Origin of the sequence: Streptococcus sp. 210928-DFI.4.42 (assembly GCF_020554365.1) — a bacterium.
Taxonomy (GTDB): domain Bacteria; phylum Bacillota; class Bacilli; order Lactobacillales; family Streptococcaceae; genus Streptococcus; species Streptococcus parasanguinis_S.
The window spans coordinates 26849-41729 of record NZ_JAJCHF010000020.1 but is presented as its reverse complement, the minus strand read 5'-3'; the positions used below and the strand labels follow the sequence as shown (position 1 = coordinate 41729).

The 14881-nt window shown below is 41.8% G+C and carries 18 protein-coding genes and 1 tRNA gene; all 19 read left to right on the top strand.

Features of this window, described 5'->3' with window-relative positions:
• Positions 1–231 precede the first annotated feature (231 nt).
• The 19 genes from LIZ08_RS08125 to LIZ08_RS08035 all read left to right on the top strand — a co-directional run bounded on the left by LIZ08_RS08125 (position 232) and on the right by LIZ08_RS08035 (position 14743).
• The gene (locus tag LIZ08_RS08125; protein WP_003004573.1) at positions 232–1113 is read left to right on the top strand and encodes a class II fructose-bisphosphate aldolase; all 882 of its coding nucleotides are present in this window, start codon (positions 232–234) and stop codon (positions 1111–1113) included.
• A 120-nt stretch (positions 1114–1233) separates the two neighbouring features.
• Positions 1234–2172, top strand: coding sequence for an alpha/beta fold hydrolase (locus LIZ08_RS08120; protein ID WP_195487463.1), 939 nt, complete (start codon positions 1234–1236; stop codon positions 2170–2172).
• Between the two features lie 359 nt (positions 2173–2531).
• Positions 2532–3524: an ATP-binding cassette domain-containing protein gene (locus tag LIZ08_RS08115; protein ID WP_195487441.1), complete on the top strand. Its 993-nt coding sequence runs from the start codon at positions 2532–2534 to the stop codon at positions 3522–3524.
• Position 3525: 1 nt separating this feature from the next.
• On the top strand, positions 3526–4344 hold the full coding sequence (locus tag LIZ08_RS08110) for an ABC transporter permease (protein WP_003017344.1): 819 nt from the start codon (positions 3526–3528) through the stop codon (positions 4342–4344).
• A gap of 1 nt (position 4345) precedes the next feature.
• Complete coding sequence (locus tag LIZ08_RS08105) at positions 4346–5131, top strand: ABC transporter permease (RefSeq protein WP_003017328.1); 786 nt, start codon at positions 4346–4348, stop codon at positions 5129–5131.
• Positions 5132–5169: 38 nt separating this feature from the next.
• A complete protein-coding gene (locus LIZ08_RS08100; RefSeq protein WP_195487464.1) occupies positions 5170–5631 on the top strand; it encodes a GNAT family N-acetyltransferase in 462 nt (153 codons plus the stop codon).
• A gap of 46 nt (positions 5632–5677) precedes the next feature.
• Positions 5678–5750 (top strand) — tRNA-Thr (locus LIZ08_RS08095).
• Positions 5751–5949: 199 nt separating this feature from the next.
• Positions 5950–6261 (top strand): LiaF transmembrane domain-containing protein, encoded by a 312-nt coding sequence (locus LIZ08_RS08090; RefSeq protein ID WP_195487465.1) that lies wholly within the window; start codon positions 5950–5952, stop codon positions 6259–6261.
• A gap of 296 nt (positions 6262–6557) precedes the next feature.
• Positions 6558–7004: a LytTR family DNA-binding domain-containing protein gene (locus LIZ08_RS08085; protein WP_195487442.1), complete on the top strand. Its 447-nt coding sequence runs from the start codon at positions 6558–6560 to the stop codon at positions 7002–7004.
• A 4-nt stretch (positions 7005–7008) separates the two neighbouring features.
• Positions 7009–7704 (top strand): LiaF transmembrane domain-containing protein, encoded by a 696-nt coding sequence (locus tag LIZ08_RS08080; protein ID WP_195487443.1) that lies wholly within the window; start codon positions 7009–7011, stop codon positions 7702–7704.
• A 118-nt stretch (positions 7705–7822) separates the two neighbouring features.
• The gene (rpmB, locus tag LIZ08_RS08075) at positions 7823–8011 is read left to right on the top strand and encodes a 50S ribosomal protein L28 (RefSeq protein WP_001140948.1); all 189 of its coding nucleotides are present in this window, start codon (positions 7823–7825) and stop codon (positions 8009–8011) included.
• Positions 8012–8153: 142 nt separating this feature from the next.
• A complete protein-coding gene (locus LIZ08_RS08070) occupies positions 8154–8519 on the top strand; it encodes an Asp23/Gls24 family envelope stress response protein (RefSeq protein WP_003004393.1) in 366 nt (121 codons plus the stop codon).
• A 2-nt stretch (positions 8520–8521) separates the two neighbouring features.
• Entirely contained in the window at positions 8522–10186 is a 1665-nt protein-coding gene (locus LIZ08_RS08065; protein ID WP_195487444.1) for a DAK2 domain-containing protein, read from the top strand.
• A 282-nt stretch (positions 10187–10468) separates the two neighbouring features.
• Positions 10469–11023: an SP0191 family lipoprotein gene (locus tag LIZ08_RS08060; protein WP_195487445.1), complete on the top strand. Its 555-nt coding sequence runs from the start codon at positions 10469–10471 to the stop codon at positions 11021–11023.
• A gap of 134 nt (positions 11024–11157) precedes the next feature.
• The gene (locus LIZ08_RS08055; RefSeq protein WP_023027681.1) at positions 11158–11349 is read left to right on the top strand and encodes a hypothetical protein; all 192 of its coding nucleotides are present in this window, start codon (positions 11158–11160) and stop codon (positions 11347–11349) included.
• A gap of 72 nt (positions 11350–11421) precedes the next feature.
• Entirely contained in the window at positions 11422–12339 is a 918-nt protein-coding gene (locus tag LIZ08_RS08050) for an ABC transporter ATP-binding protein (protein ID WP_195487446.1), read from the top strand.
• Positions 12308–13048 (top strand): ABC transporter permease, encoded by a 741-nt coding sequence (locus LIZ08_RS08045; protein WP_195487447.1) that lies wholly within the window; start codon positions 12308–12310, stop codon positions 13046–13048. Before LIZ08_RS08050 ends, LIZ08_RS08045 begins: the two co-directional genes overlap by 32 nt.
• Positions 13045–14142, top strand: coding sequence for a sensor histidine kinase (locus tag LIZ08_RS08040; protein WP_049475098.1), 1098 nt, complete (start codon positions 13045–13047; stop codon positions 14140–14142). The genes LIZ08_RS08045 and LIZ08_RS08040 overlap by 4 nt, the downstream gene beginning before the upstream one ends.
• Position 14143: 1 nt before the next feature.
• Positions 14144–14743: a response regulator transcription factor gene (locus LIZ08_RS08035; RefSeq protein ID WP_049483533.1), complete on the top strand. Its 600-nt coding sequence runs from the start codon at positions 14144–14146 to the stop codon at positions 14741–14743.
• Positions 14744–14881: the final 138 nt, after the last annotated feature.

Below are 14881 nucleotides of genomic sequence, written 5' to 3'. Positions count from 1 at the left end.
ACTGCGTCTTGCTCGACAATCCAAAAATAATTGAGAGGCTAGGACTTTTGTCCCACTCTCTTTTCCTTATTTGCTAGGATGAGAGTCTTAGGAGATAGGAGATTCCGCCCTATTTATTGGAAGAAATCGCTTAAAGCCACAGGAAAAGCTAGCAATTTCATCTAAAAAGTGATAAAATAAACAATGTAAGTGGGATCAATCCCACAAAAATTTATAGGAGGCCTATTACACATGGCAATCGTTTCAGCAGAAAAATTTGTCCAAGCAGCTCGTGACAATGGTTATGCAGTTGGTGGATTTAACACAAACAACCTTGAGTGGACTCAAGCTATCTTGCGTGCAGCAGAAGCTAAGAAAGCTCCAGTACTTATCCAAACTTCTATGGGTGCTGCTAAATACATGGGTGGTTACAAAGTATGTAAAGCCCTTATTGAAAACCTTGTAGAATCAATGGGTATCACTGTACCAGTTGCAATTCACCTTGACCATGGTCACTACGACGATGCTCTTGAATGTATTGAAGCTGGTTACACTTCAATCATGTTTGACGGTTCACACCTTCCAGTTGAAGAAAACCTTAAATTGGCGAAAGATGTCGTTGAAAAAGCTCATGCTAAAGGTATCTCAGTAGAAGCTGAAGTTGGTACTATCGGTGGTGAAGAAGACGGTATCATCGGTGATGGTGAATTGGCACCAATCGAAGATGCTAAAGCAATGGTTGCTACAGGAATCGACTTCTTGGCTGCAGGTATCGGTAACATCCACGGTCCTTACCCAGCAAACTGGAAAGGTCTTCACCTTGACCACTTGCAAAAATTGACTGAAGCTGTTCCAGGATTCCCAATCGTATTGCACGGTGGATCAGGTATCCCTGATGATCAAATCCAAGCAGCGATCAAACTTGGTGTTGCGAAAGTTAACGTGAACACTGAATGCCAAATCGCATTTGCAAATGCTACTCGTCAATTCGTACGTGAATACGATGCAAACGAAGCAGAATACGACAAGAAGAAACTCTTCGACCCACGTAAATTCTTGAAACCAGGTTTCGAAGCAATTACAGCAGCTGTTGAAGAACGTATCGACGTATTCGGTTCAGAAGGCAAAGCTTAATTAAAAACAGGAAAGCAAGGTCCCGTGTGGATCTTGTTTTTTTGTATTGAGAAGTCGGATGCGGGTATTCTTTTGGGAGTTATGAAGCCTCTTGCTTACAGGTTTTATTTTTTGTACAATATGCCTATGAAAAAATTTAAACAGTTTAGCTGGATCATTTTTGTTATTCTTATCCTTTTTCTAGGAGGTACATTTGGTTTTCACCAACTTAGTTTACAAAAAGAAAGTAAGCTTCTCACACCTATAGGTAAGAAGGTTGTAGTCAATGGACATCAAATGAATGTATATGTTCAAGGTGAAGGATCTGAAACGATAGTATTTCTTTCAGGTGCAGGTATTGCTTCACCTATATTAGACTTTAAGAATCTAACAGATTCCCTATCCAAAAAATACAAAGTAGTCGTCGTAGAGCGGGCTGGCTATGGTTATAGCGAGGATAGTAATCAATCCAGAGATGTGATGGAAGTTTTGTCTGAGACCCGTCAAGCTCTATCACAAGCAAATGTAACAGGTCCTTTTATCATTCTGTCTCATTCAATGGCTAGTCTTGAAAGTCTGGCTTGGCAGGAAAAGTATCCTGATGAAGTGAAAGCCTTGGTTGGTCTGGATTGGGCATTACCAGCAAGTTATGAGGATTTAAAGGATAATCAGGCCTTGCTTACTGTGGCTTATTGGAGCAGTAAGATTGGCTTATTACGCTATTTCCCTGAGTCCTTTTATATAAAAAATCCAACTCTGACTGAAACTGAACGACAACAATATAAATTACTAGCATATAAGCAGTTGATGTCACAAGCCATGCTTCATGAATCCCGTTTGGCAAAGAAAAATGCCAAGAAAGTTCCATCTAGCATTAATCCGAAAATTCCAGCCTTACTCCTAGTTTCTAACGGTGAAGGCACGTCCTTTAGCCAATCAGAGTGGCAACGTTATGCAGAGAGATTTGCAAGCGACCAGTCTAATGTTCAAGTCGTCTATATGGATGCGCCTCACGACCTCTATCATTATCAAAGCAATGCTATTGTTTCTCGCATTAAAGAATTTTTGGAGAATAATTGAGGGCTTAAAAATCCATTGAGACTGATGATAATAATTAAATACTGAAGGATTAACAGTAGAATCGTTAATTTTTTCAATTAAAAAAATTCTTTTTCTTAACAAAAAACCTGCCCGTGAGGGTGGTTTTTTTGGTGTTTTAAGGAAACTATTTAACAGAATTTTTGATTAAAAGTTTCATTTTAAGAGAGAAATCTCTAATTTCATAATCAATAAGCAAACGCTTGCATTCCTATTTTTATTAGATTATAATAGGTTGGTATAAAGCCTTCTGTAATAATATTGAGAAAGTGTAGAAAGTAAGGATTTAGAATATTTGTAGTCAAAAATACAATGTTGCTTCTTACGATAGGGAGATAGATATGGCAATGATAGAAGTGCAACATCTTCGGAAAAATTTTGTGAAGACAGTTAAGGAGCCGGGGTTAAAGGGAGCCTTACGCTCCTTTATTCATCCTGAAAAGCAGACCTTTGAAGCGGTCAAGGATTTAACTTTTGAAGTTCCAAAAGGGCAGATTTTAGGATTTATCGGGGCAAATGGTGCTGGGAAGTCAACCACCATCAAAATGCTGACAGGAATTTTGAAGCCCACATCTGGCTTTTGTCGGATTAACGGCAAGATTCCCCAGGATAATCGCCAAGATTATGTCAAGGATATTGGAGTCGTTTTCGGACAACGCACCCAGCTATGGTGGGATTTGGCTCTGCAAGAGACCTACACGGTTTTGAAAGAGATCTATGATGTCCCAGACTCGCTCTTCCACAAGCGGATGGATTTTTTGAATGAAGTCTTGGATTTGAAGGACTTTATCAAGGATCCCGTGCGGACTCTTTCGCTAGGTCAACGGATGCGGGCGGATATTGCGGCTTCCTTGCTTCACAATCCCAAAGTTCTCTTTTTAGATGAACCGACTATTGGTTTGGATGTGTCGGTCAAGGACAACATTCGTCGGGCCATTACCCAGATTAATCAGGAGGAAGAGACAACTATTCTCTTGACTACTCATGATTTGAGTGATATTGAGCAACTCTGTGATCGGATTTTTATGATTGATAAGGGGCAAGAGATTTTTGATGGAACGGTTAGCCAGCTCAAGGAGACCTTTGGAAAGATGAAGACTCTCTCCTTTGACCTGACGCCAGGTCAAAATCATCTAGTCTCTCATTATGAGGGCTTGCCTGATATGTCCATTGATAGACAAGGAAATACTCTCAATATTGAATTCGATAGTTCCCGCTACCAGTCGGCAGATATTATCAAGCAAACCTTATCTGATTTTGAGGTCCGTGATTTGAAGATGGTAGATACGGATATTGAAGATATTATCCGTCGCTTCTATCGAAAGGAGCTCTAAGATGGTCAAATTGTGGAGACGTTATAAACCCTTTATCAATGCAGGGATTCAGGAGTTGATTAGCTATCGAGTCAACTTTATTCTTTATCGGATTGGCGATGTCATGGGTGCTTTTGTGGCTTTTTATCTATGGAAGGCTGTCTTTGATTCCTCCCAGGAGCCTTTGATTCAGGGCTTCAGTATGGCGGATATCACCCTCTACATCATCATGAGTTTTGTGACTAATCTTCTGACTAGGTCGGATTCTTCCTTTATGATTGGTGATGAGGTCAAGGATGGTTCCATTATCATGCGCTTGTTGCGACCAGTGCATTTTGCGGCTTCTTACCTCTTTACGGAGCTTGGTTCCAAGTGGTTGATTTTTATCTCTGTTGGACTGCCATTTTTAAGTGTCATTGTTTTGATGAAAATCTTATCTGGGCAAGGGATTGTAGAAGTGCTGGGACTAACTACCCTTTATCTTTTTAGCTTAACCCTGGCCTATCTGATTAACTTTTTCTTTAATATCTGCTTTGGATTTTCAGCCTTTGTATTTAAAAATCTTTGGGGTTCCAACCTACTTAAGACTTCCATAGTGGCCTTTATGTCTGGGAGTTTGATTCCCTTGGCTTTCTTTCCAAAGGTCATTTCAGATATTCTGTCCTTCTTACCTTTCTCATCCTTAATTTACACTCCGGTCATGATTATTGTTGGGAAATACGATGCTAGTCAGATTCTTCAAGCACTTTTGCTTCAGCTTTTCTGGCTTATAGTGATGGTGGGCTTGTCTCAGTTGATTTGGAAACGAGTCCAGTCATTTATCACCATTCAGGGAGGTTAGTATGAAAAAATATCAACGCATGCATCTGATTTTTATCAGACAGTACATCAAGCAAATCATGGAATACAAGGTCGATTTTGTGGTTGGTGTGTTGGGAGTCTTTCTGACTCAAGGCCTGAACCTCTTGTTTCTCAATGTCATCTTTCAACACATTCCCTCCCTAGAAGGTTGGACTTTTCAAGAAATTGCCTTTATCTATGGATTTTCCTTAATTCCAAAGGGACTAGATCATCTCTTTTTTGACAATCTATGGGCTTTAGGTCAACGACTAGTTCGAAAAGGGGAGTTTGACAAGTATCTGACTCGTCCTATCAATCCTCTCTTTCACATCCTCGTTGAGACCTTTCAGATTGATGCCTTGGGTGAACTTTTGGTCGGTGGAATTTTACTAGCGACAACGGCGACTAGCATTGCTTGGACTCTTCCAAAATTCCTGATTTTTCTAGTTTGTATTCCTTTTGCGACCTTGATTTATACTTCCTTGAAAATTGCTACAGCCAGCATCGCTTTTTGGACCAAGCAGTCAGGTGCCATGATTTACATTTTCTATATGTTTAATGATTTTGCCAAGTATCCTATTTCTATTTACAATTCGCTCCTTCGTTGGTTAATTAGCTTTATTGTACCTTTCGCCTTTACGGCCTACTATCCTGCCAGCTATTTCTTGCAGGACAAGGATGGACTCTTTAATATTGGTGGTTTGATTCTGATTTCCCTTGTTTTCTTTGTTATTTCCCTCAAACTTTGGGATAGGGGATTGGATGCCTACGAAAGTGCTGGTTCGTAAGAGGTAAAGTAAGACTAAAATCAAGAAAGGAACTTATGATGTTTGTAATTAAAGAAGTCAAGGGTGAAGATCAAAAAATGGCAGTTGTCGCTGAGATTTTAAGGGATTTGCCAGAATGGTTTGGAATACCAGAAAGCACGCAAGCCTACATCGAAGGAGCCAAGGACTTGCAAGTGTGGGCCACCTATCAGGAGGATGATTTGCTTGGCTTTGTAAGCTTGTCCTATTCTAGTGAAGATTGTGCAGAGATTGATTGTCTCGGTGTAAAAAAAGCTCATCAAGGCAGGGGGATTGGAAGTCAGTTGCTTGCTACTTTGGAAAGTGAAGCCTGCAAAAAAGTCGACTATTTACAGGTAAAAACAGTGGCAGAAGGTTCTAATAAGAACTACGATCGAACAAATGTCTTTTATCGCAGTCTTGGTTTTAAAAAATTAGAGATTTTTCCGCAACTATGGGATCCACAGAATCCATGTCAGATTCTGATTAAAAAGATCAACTAAAAGTGCTTGACATCCGCTATCAGAGTGCTATACTAAGAAGGTAATCGCCGATTTAGCTCAGTTGGTAGAGCAACGCACTCGTAACGCGTAGGTCACAGGTTCGATCCCTGCAATCGGCATAGAAAAAATCTGCTTTGAAGGAGCGAGACGACGAATGATGGTGATCACATATTCGTTCGGTCTCGCTCTTTTTTTGACCGCATAGGCACCTTTTTTGACCACTTAGTCAAAAGTCCTTGTCTCCGTAGGAGCTCTCTGCTATCATAGAATCATCAAAGGAAGAAATACTTCCGAATAATCAAAATGAGGTATATGATGATGAAAAAACTACTTGGACTTGGATTTATTTTGGTTGCTCTTGCAGTTGTGACAATGGGAATGGTTGGTTTTCCAAAGCTTGATGTGAATATCTGGCCTTTATTCCCCGTTCTCTTATTTGCTTTCTTTACTCTTGAAAATCTGATGAAACAGGACTACAAGGCAAGTGTCATCTGTGCTTTAATTGCTCTGATGATTGCAAACGCGATCTACGATCTCTTGCCGGTTTCAAATGGCTTAGTGATCACAGCGGGTGTCCTTGCTTGTGTGGGTCTTAGTTTTCTTTTACCGGATAAGGAAAGCAACAAATAAAGAAAGAGAGTGGGACAGAAATCGGTCATTCGTTAGAATTCGATTTCGTCGTCCCACCTCCGCACAGTTGAGTAGGACTATAAAAGCTGATGAAATCAGCGTAGTAGAGCCCACTCAACCACTGCGTCTTGCTCGACAATCCAAAGACAATTGAGAGGCTAGGACTTTTGTCCCAGCCTCTTTACTTCTCAAAAGCTACCTCTTGATGGGCAAAACGTGCCACTTACTGAAAAGCCCTTGTTTTGTTTTCAACAGCTGTTATAATGGTACTATCAAAACGTTGGGAAAGGAGTTTTATGAAAGTTAGAATCGAATTGGATTCATCAATGGACGAGCCTGAGATCTTGATTCGAGCTCCTCGCTTGACCCCGGAGTTGACCCAGCTACAAGAGAGCATCCTCGAACAAAAGATCGCTCCACTAGCCTTCTACAAGGATCGAAGCGAGTATTTTCTAGATGTAGCATCGATCCTCTTTTTTGAGACGGATGGGGAGAAGATCTACGGGCATACTAGGGACGAGGCCTATGAGGTCAAGCAGAAGCTCTATGAGTTGGAGGAGCTGCTTCCCATCGCCTTTTGTCGGATTTCCAAATCCACTATTGTCAACGCAAAGCAGATCTACTCTCTGGAAAAGTCTTTTTCAGGAACCAGCACGGTCAATTTCTACCAGACCCACAAGCAGGTTCATGTATCCAGGCGCTACTATCAACTCTTAAAAGAACGACTAAATGAAATGAGGTAATATCATGAGAAAAAAATTAATTGGAGTATTCTTAATCCTATTAGCAGCCTTAATCCTTTTACAAGGCTATTTTGTAAAATGGGACATCAGCATCTGGACCTTAGCTTGGGTCACCTTGCTTGCAGTCCTGTCCCTCTCTAGTTTCTTGAAGCGCCATTTTGGTTGGGGCTTTACCTATGGACTGTTAGCCCTCTTTTGTCTCAATGGGCAATACCATTTTCTTCCGGTGTCCAATTCGGTGGTTATCCTTTCTTCAATCCTAGCAGTGATCGGTCTCAATATTTTATTCAGCCCCTCTAAGAAGATAAAGGAACGTTTTGAATCTTATTCCACTGGCTCGATGAGCAGGGCGGATGGCAATGACATCGATGTCTCTTTTTCCACAGTGACAAAATATCTCAATGACCAACACTTTACTCATGGAAGTGCGGATGTGAGCTTGGGAGAAGCTTCTATCTATTTTGACAATTGCCGCATCGAAGGTCCATCTGCCCAGTTTGTTGTCGATGTTTCCCTTGGAAGTTTGAGTCTCTATGTACCAAGTGATTGGCGGGTCCATGTAAATGTGGATAATTCCCTCTCAGCAATCCAACATCAGGAAAATCCAAGTGCTCTGACAAGCAAGGATTTCTACATTACGGGCGATGTTTCCTTAGGAAATCTGGAAATTATCTATGTCGGAGCGAATTCGTTTTCTTAAGTCGGAAATGAAAAACTTTGGCCAAAAGCTTGCCAAGAGAGATTTTTTTTGGTAATATAGTACGGTATGTGGTGCTAGCACATCCGTTATATTAGATCTAATAGGAGGAAACACAGAAATGGCTAAAGTATGTTATTTCACAGGTCGTAAGACTGTATCAGGTAACAACCGTTCACACGCTATGAACCAAACAAAACGTGCCGTAAAACCAAACCTTCAAAAAGTAACTGTCCTTATTGATGGTAAACCTAAAAAAGTTTGGGCTTCAGCTCGTGCATTGAAATCTGGTAAAGTAGAACGCGTTTAATAAAGAATATAGAACCTCATAGAGGTTCTTTTCTTTTTCTCTAGAGACAGCTGTCACAGCGGGAGAAGAATAGTCCCTACCCTTTTACAGCTGATCTTTTTTATGGTAAAATAGAATATAAAATACTTTTGAGGTAGAAATTATGACAGTAAAAATCAATACAAAGGACGGTCAAATTGAATTGACTGATGAGGTTATCGCAACTGTTGTAGGCGGTGCTGCTACTGAGATCTTCGGTGTGGTTGGAATGGCCAGCAAAAATGCGATCAAAGATAATTTCCAAGCCCTCCTAGGGAAAGAAAACTTCTCTAAAGGTGTTGTTGTCAAAACAACGGAAGCAGGAACTATCGCAGTTGATGTTTACACTGTTTTGAGCTATGGAACAAAAATTAGCGAAGTCTCAAAAAATATTCAAGAACGTGTGAAATTTAGTTTGGAAAATCAACTTGGAATCACTACGGATACTGTGAATGTCTATATTCAAAATATCAAGATTGTGGGAGAATAATCGTGGCTAATATTACTACAAGTTTATTTCAAGAAATGGTTCAAGCGGGGGCTACGCGCTTAAATAAACAAGCGGAATATGTAAACTCTTTGAACGTCTTTCCTGTACCAGACGGGGACACAGGAACCAATATGGGAATGACCATCGAAAATGGGGCCAAAGAAGTATCGGACCGTTCTGCTTCAACTGTTGGAGAAGCAGCAGGGATCTTCGCTAAAGGTCTCTTGATGGGGGCGCGTGGGAACTCAGGAGTTATCACTTCTCAATTGTTCCGCGGATTTTCTCAAAGTGTCAAAGACAAAGAAGAATTGGATGGAGCAGCACTTGCAGCAGCCTTCCAGTCTGGTGTAGAAGTTGCTTATAAGGCCGTTATGAAGCCGGTTGAAGGAACCATTTTGACGGTTTCTCGTGGGGCAGCCATTGGGGCCAAGAAGAAAGCAGAATCTACCAATGATGCAGTAGAAGTTATGCGTGCCGCTCTTGAAGGAGCTAAAACAGCTCTTGCGAAGACTCCAGATATGTTGCCAGTCTTGAAAGAAGTTGGCGTGGTAGACTCTGGTGGTCAAGGGTTGGTCTTCATCTATGAAGGATTCTTGTCAGCCTTGACAGGTGAATTCATCGCTTCTGAAGAGTTCCAAGCAACACCTGCAACCATGTCAGAAATGATTAATGCAGAACACCACAAGTCAGTCGCTGGCCATGTGGCTACTGAAGACATCAAGTTTGGTTACTGTACAGAAATCATGGTCGCTTTGAAACAAGGTCCAACCTATGTCAAAGACTTCGATTACGATGAATTCCGTAACTATTTGAACAACCTTGGGGATTCCCTATTGGTGGTGAATGACGATGAGATTGTCAAAGTTCACGTCCATACAGAAGATCCAGGTCTTGTCATGCAAGAAGGTCTTAAGTACGGAAGCTTGGTCAAGGTCAAAGTCGACAACATGCGCAACCAACACGAAGCGCAAGTTGAAAAAGAAGAACGTCAAGCCAAACCAGTTGAAGAAAAAGAATATGCCATCATCGCAGTTGTAGCGGGTGATGGATTGGCTGATATTTTCAAAGCGCAAGGAGTAGATTACATCATCTCTGGTGGTCAAACCATGAACCCATCAACAGAAGACTTTGTCAAAGCGGTTGAAGAGTTGAATGCGCGCAACATCATTATCTTGCCAAACAACAAGAATATCTTAATGGCTGCTCAATCTGCAGCAGAAGTGATTGATCAACCTGCAGCAGTTGTTGAGACCAAGACCATCCCTCAAGGATTGACTAGTCTTCTTGCCTTTGATGAAAGCAAATCGATCGAAGAGAACTACGAACGCATGAGCGCTTCATTGGGTGATGTTGTGTCTGGTAGTGTGACAACAGCGGTTCGCGATACCACTATTGATGGGCTTGAAATCCATGAAAATGATAATCTTGGAATGGTCGATGGCAAAATCGTTGTTTCAAACCCAGATATGATGGAAACCTTGGAAGAAACATTCGCTTATATGTTGGATGAAGACAGTGAAATTGTGACCATCTATGTCGGTGAAGACGGCAGTGAGGAGTTGGCAAATGAATTGGCCCAAGCCCTTGCTGAGAAGTATGAGGATGTAGAAGTGGAAATCCACCAAGGTGGCCAACCCGTCTACCCATACTTGTTTAGTGTAGAATAATTGAACAGAAGGTTCCTTTCGGAACCTTTTTTGTATATAGAAAAACGAGGAGATTCCCTATGAAATCAGTGTGATTCAGAGGGATTGAGACTGAAGTGACCCTCCACGGAGGCTTTATTTGTGAGAAAAAGGAGTTTCTGCAAAAAGTCTCACATTCATCAGATTTTTATTCAAATGGAAGAGCTTGAAAAGAGGGGAAAATGCTTTGAACAGTGGAGTTTTTAGACAAGAAAGACGCGATATGTTATACTGGTATCAGTATGTGAAAGGAGAGTTATAAAAATGAAGAAATTTTTTGTAACCCTTGGGCTAGCCATTTTGGTATTGACTGGTTGTTCGCAATCCCAAACGAAGAAAACTACAACCGCTAGCTCATCTAGCAGTTCCACTGTTAAAAAAGAAGTAAAAAATGAAGAAAAAACCACAACCTTAGTTGGAGATATCAAGGGAACAAAACACCGGGATATCATCAAGTCTAAGGGAGATAAGGTTGAAAACCTTCGCATCGAAGTGACGGCCGATCTGCCCCAACAACTTGGGACCATCGCAGCAGAGAAGTCGCCTGAAGAACTCACAGCAGCCATTCAAGCTTTACTGGAGCAAAATGAAGACTACAAGAAGCTGAAAACCGTTCCTGGTTTTAGCTTGGAGTATAGCGTTACACCAGAGAAGAAATTGCTCTCAACCAGTGTGATTGACCTCAACCAAATTGACGCCAAGTCTCTAGAAGAAATTTCTTACTTCAAAGATGCTGGTCTCAATGATTTGAAAAACATGAAGGCAGATGCCTTGGTGAAGGCCTTGAAATTGCATGGCATGAAAGAAGAAGGCCAGTAAGAAGAATAGAAAAGTCGAGTGAAGTCACTTGGCTTTTTTTAGTGACTTTTGTCATGTGAGCGAGTGACAAAATCATCTAGTTGCCTCTTCTTCCTTTTCATATAATAAAGTCAGAAAGTAAGAGGTAAGGAAAAATGAAACAATGGTTCTATAAAGTGTTTACGTTAACAGTGGTGGGGATGGTCGTCTATTTGATCTTTTCAAAGGATGATAGTCTCTATTACCATTTCCCTTGGGAATTATTTGCTGGGATTGGCATCATGAGCTGGGCGGTTCAAGAAGGATTGAAAATGGTCAAGGCGGTAAAAAAGGAAATGGAGCAATGAAAAAAACGGGAGCGACCTTGGTCGTCTTTGTCATCATTCCAGCTAGCCAAGCCTGCTTGAAAGGAGAGTATCATGAGCATCATTAGAGTAGAGAACTTGAAAAAAAGGATCAAAGGAAAAGTCATTTTAGAAGATCTTTCTTTTGCGGTTGAACGGGGGGATTGTCTGGCCTTGATCGGGCCAAACGGAGCTGGGAAAACAACCTTGATGAACTGTCTTCTGGGAGATATGAAAGCGACGTCTGGGATCATTGAAGTAGAGGGGAAGGCTCCTGGTCATCCTCAGTTAAAGGCTAGTGTGTCCTATCTCCCTCAAGAGAATGCCATTGTGCAAAAGCTAACCGTGCAGGAACTGATCAACTTCTTTCGCTCTATTTATCCCAACCCCTTAACAGGAGAAGAAATTGATGATCTATTGCGATTCAGTCTGGAACAAAAAAAGCAATTGGCCAGTAAGTTATCTGGTGGGCAAAAGCGTCTCCTATCCTTTGTGTTGACCTTGATTGGTCGTCCGAGTCTTTTGTTTTTGGACGAGCCAACTGCTGGAATGGATACATCCACTCGCCAACGCTTTTGGGAGATCGTTGGGCATTTAAAGGAAGAAGGTGTGACCATTGTCTATTCTTCGCATTACATCGAGGAAGTAGAGCACACGGCTGATCGAATTTTGGTCTTGCATCAGGGGCATTTGCTTCGGGATACGACGCCTCTCGCTATGAGAAGCGAAGAAGTTGAAAAACATTTCACCCTGCCTTTGCGTTACCAAGCTCTAGTGGCAGAGATGGAAGGTGTTAGTGAAGTAATCATTAAACCCGATGCTCTTCAGATTGTGACACGTGATGCCAATAGTTTGTGGACTCGCTTGCAAGAAGAAGGATGTTCGATCCAAGAAATCGAAGTAAGCAATCGAAGTTTATTGGATTCTATTTTTGAAAATACAAAGGAAGTAGGTAGAGAAGATGAAACGCATGAAAGCTCTCGGCGTGGTTGAGTGGCATTTGACCAGTCGCCAAGCTATTTATTACTTGTTATCAATTGGGATGCCCACGGCCTTTTATCTCTTCTTTTCAGGGATGTACCAGGAAACACCAGGAGCACCTGCTCACTTTATGAGGGATTATCTCCTCTCCATGACGGCATTTTCTATGATGTCTACGGCTATCTTTTCTTTTCCAACCGTTCTTGAAACCGATCGACTCAATAATTGGCAAAAAGTCTTGCGCCATACCCCCGTATCTATGGTAGAATATTATCTAATAAAGGTTGTGGGTCTCTTTGTCGATTTTCTCCTATCGATTGGAGTTGTCTTTACCGTGGGCCATGTGGTGCGGCATGTGAATATGCCCCTACAGGATTGGGTCTTAGCAGCCTTTATTCTCATCCTAGGAAGTCTAGCGTTTGTGGCTCTCGGTCTGATTTTGACCCTGCTTCCTTCCAGTCAATTGATGTCTGTTGTGGGCAATCTCCTTTACATGGGGCTGGCTGTCATGGGTGGACTATGGATGCCCATTAGTCTCTTTCCAGAATGGATGCAAGCCATTGGCAAATGCCTTCCAACCTATCAATTGATGGAGCTGATTAAGACCTTTTTAAACAAGGGACAGGTCAATGTCTTTGCGAGTGTCTATTTAACCTTGTTTACCCTGGTCTTGTTTGCCCTTGTTATCGTTTATCGTCGTCATTCTGAGGTTCGTTCATGATTGAAAAACTCAAACATATTCACCATATGTTTTACGTAGGCTTAATCTTTATGGCCTTTCCCTTTGCTTCTATTTTCTTAGGGCAGATTCCCTGGTGGCATTTCTTTTTAGCCATCTTCTTTATGATAAGCTATCTAGGTATCCTCATTACTGAAAATAAGAAACTGACCTGGCTTTTTTGGATTTATCTTCTGCTGTATATTGCAGGAAATACCTTTTTTGTTGGAACTAGCTTTTGTTGGTTTTACTATTATGTGAGCAATATTTTGATCTATCGTTTTGGGATTCGCGATTTTCGCTCGCCCTTTCTTTGGACGGCTGTTGGATCACTACTGATCCTTTTTGGAGCTCTATTATTTAATAGGGAGATGAGAGAAAATGATTGGCTTTTTGTCCTGATCGTCTCTTTGTTTATCGCGGTTATGACCTTTAGTATGGTTCGGATGGAGATGATGGAAGAGTTGAAAGTTGACCATGCCAAGCAAAACGCCCAGATCAATCTCTTGCTGGCAGAAAACGAGCGCCATCGGATTGGCCGTGATCTGCATGACAGTCTAGGACACACCTTTGCCATGCTCAGTGTCAAGGCGGACCTAGCTGATCAATTCTTGGCATTGGGTCAGGTTGAGAAGGCCCAGGAGCAGGTGCAAGAGATTCAAGCCATCAGTCAAGAGTCCATGCACCAAGTCCGTGAGATTGTGGAGAATTTGAAGCAGCGAACCCTGGCAAGAGAGCTAGAAACCGTCAAGCAAATGCTGGAAGTAGCTCAAATCAAAGTGGAGATTCAGAACGAGCTTGATACAGCCAGCATCTCGCCGATCCTAGAATCTGCTCTAGCCATGGTGTCTCTGGAATTAGCCACCAATATGATCAAACATGCCAAAGCGACACAGGCCCTTCTCTTTTATCGCTCTACCGAGACAGGAGTGGAAATGGTCGCAGAAGACAATGGCATCGGCTTTGCCACAGTCTCCGATAAAGACCTGCACTCGATTCGCGAACGGATTGCCTTGTTGGGAGGAGAGCTGGAGATCAGTCATCAACACAAGCCGACCAGGATAGAAATACGGATCCCCTATCAAGAAAGGAAATAAGATGCGCTTATTAGTTGCTGAAGACCAAAGTATGTTGCGCGATGCCCTTTGCCAGCTCTTGCTCCTGCAAGAGGATGTGGAAGATGTCTTGCAGGCTGGCGATGGACAAGAGGCCATTCGTTTACTCGAAACACATCCAGCCGATATTGCGATTTTAGATATCGAAATGCCCATCAAAACAGGGTTAGAAGTGTTGGAATGGGCTAAAAGTCAACAACCCCAGCTCAAGGTCGTCATCGTTACCACCTTTAAGCGACCGGGCTATTTTGAGCGGGCCCTCAAGGCTGGAGTCGATGCCTATGTCTTAAAAGAACGCCGCATTACGGATTTGATGGCCACTCTTCATGCAGTTTTAGCAGGGCAAAAAGAATATTCGCCTGAATTAATGGAAGGGATCTTGACCCATCCCAATCCTCTGAGCCCTCAAGAAAAGGCAGTTTTAAAAGAAGTCGCAAAAGGGGCTTCTAACCAAGAAATTGCTGATCGCTTATTTCTCTCAAACGGGACCATCCGCAATTATATGTCAGCCATTCTGACCAAGTTGGATGCGGAAAACCGGACCGAGGCGGCAAAAATTGCCCAAGAAAAGGGTTGGTTATAAGGAAAAAAAGTTTCTAGGAGTTCCTAGAGACTTTTTTCTGATAGACCTAGCATTTTTAGAAAAACTCTCATTCTTCGGATTTGGATAGAAAATTCAGAAAATTTACTATTTTTCCTTGAAATATTTTCTAAAAATGGT

Coding starts and splice junctions, on each gene's coding strand:
- LIZ08_RS08060 (WP_195487445.1), top strand. CDS start 10,469: ATGAAGAAATTTTTTGTAACCCTTGGGCTAGCCATTTTGGTATTGACT.
- LIZ08_RS08115 (WP_195487441.1), top strand. CDS start 2,532: ATGGCAATGATAGAAGTGCAACATCTTCGGAAAAATTTTGTGAAGACA.
- LIZ08_RS08070 (WP_003004393.1), top strand. CDS start 8,154: ATGACAGTAAAAATCAATACAAAGGACGGTCAAATTGAATTGACTGAT.
- LIZ08_RS08055 (WP_023027681.1), top strand. CDS start 11,158: ATGAAACAATGGTTCTATAAAGTGTTTACGTTAACAGTGGTGGGGATG.
- LIZ08_RS08050 (WP_195487446.1), top strand. CDS start 11,422: ATGAGCATCATTAGAGTAGAGAACTTGAAAAAAAGGATCAAAGGAAAA.
- LIZ08_RS08035 (WP_049483533.1), top strand. CDS start 14,144: ATGCGCTTATTAGTTGCTGAAGACCAAAGTATGTTGCGCGATGCCCTT.
- LIZ08_RS08110 (WP_003017344.1), top strand. CDS start 3,526: ATGGTCAAATTGTGGAGACGTTATAAACCCTTTATCAATGCAGGGATT.
- LIZ08_RS08085 (WP_195487442.1), top strand. CDS start 6,558: ATGAAAGTTAGAATCGAATTGGATTCATCAATGGACGAGCCTGAGATC.
- LIZ08_RS08040 (WP_049475098.1), top strand. CDS start 13,045: ATGATTGAAAAACTCAAACATATTCACCATATGTTTTACGTAGGCTTA.
- LIZ08_RS08105 (WP_003017328.1), top strand. CDS start 4,346: ATGAAAAAATATCAACGCATGCATCTGATTTTTATCAGACAGTACATC.
- LIZ08_RS08045 (WP_195487447.1), top strand. CDS start 12,308: ATGAAACGCATGAAAGCTCTCGGCGTGGTTGAGTGGCATTTGACCAGT.
- rpmB (WP_001140948.1), top strand. CDS start 7,823: ATGGCTAAAGTATGTTATTTCACAGGTCGTAAGACTGTATCAGGTAAC.
- LIZ08_RS08090 (WP_195487465.1), top strand. CDS start 5,950: ATGAAAAAACTACTTGGACTTGGATTTATTTTGGTTGCTCTTGCAGTT.
- LIZ08_RS08080 (WP_195487443.1), top strand. CDS start 7,009: ATGAGAAAAAAATTAATTGGAGTATTCTTAATCCTATTAGCAGCCTTA.
- LIZ08_RS08125 (WP_003004573.1), top strand. CDS start 232: ATGGCAATCGTTTCAGCAGAAAAATTTGTCCAAGCAGCTCGTGACAAT.
- LIZ08_RS08120 (WP_195487463.1), top strand. CDS start 1,234: ATGCCTATGAAAAAATTTAAACAGTTTAGCTGGATCATTTTTGTTATT.
- LIZ08_RS08100 (WP_195487464.1), top strand. CDS start 5,170: ATGTTTGTAATTAAAGAAGTCAAGGGTGAAGATCAAAAAATGGCAGTT.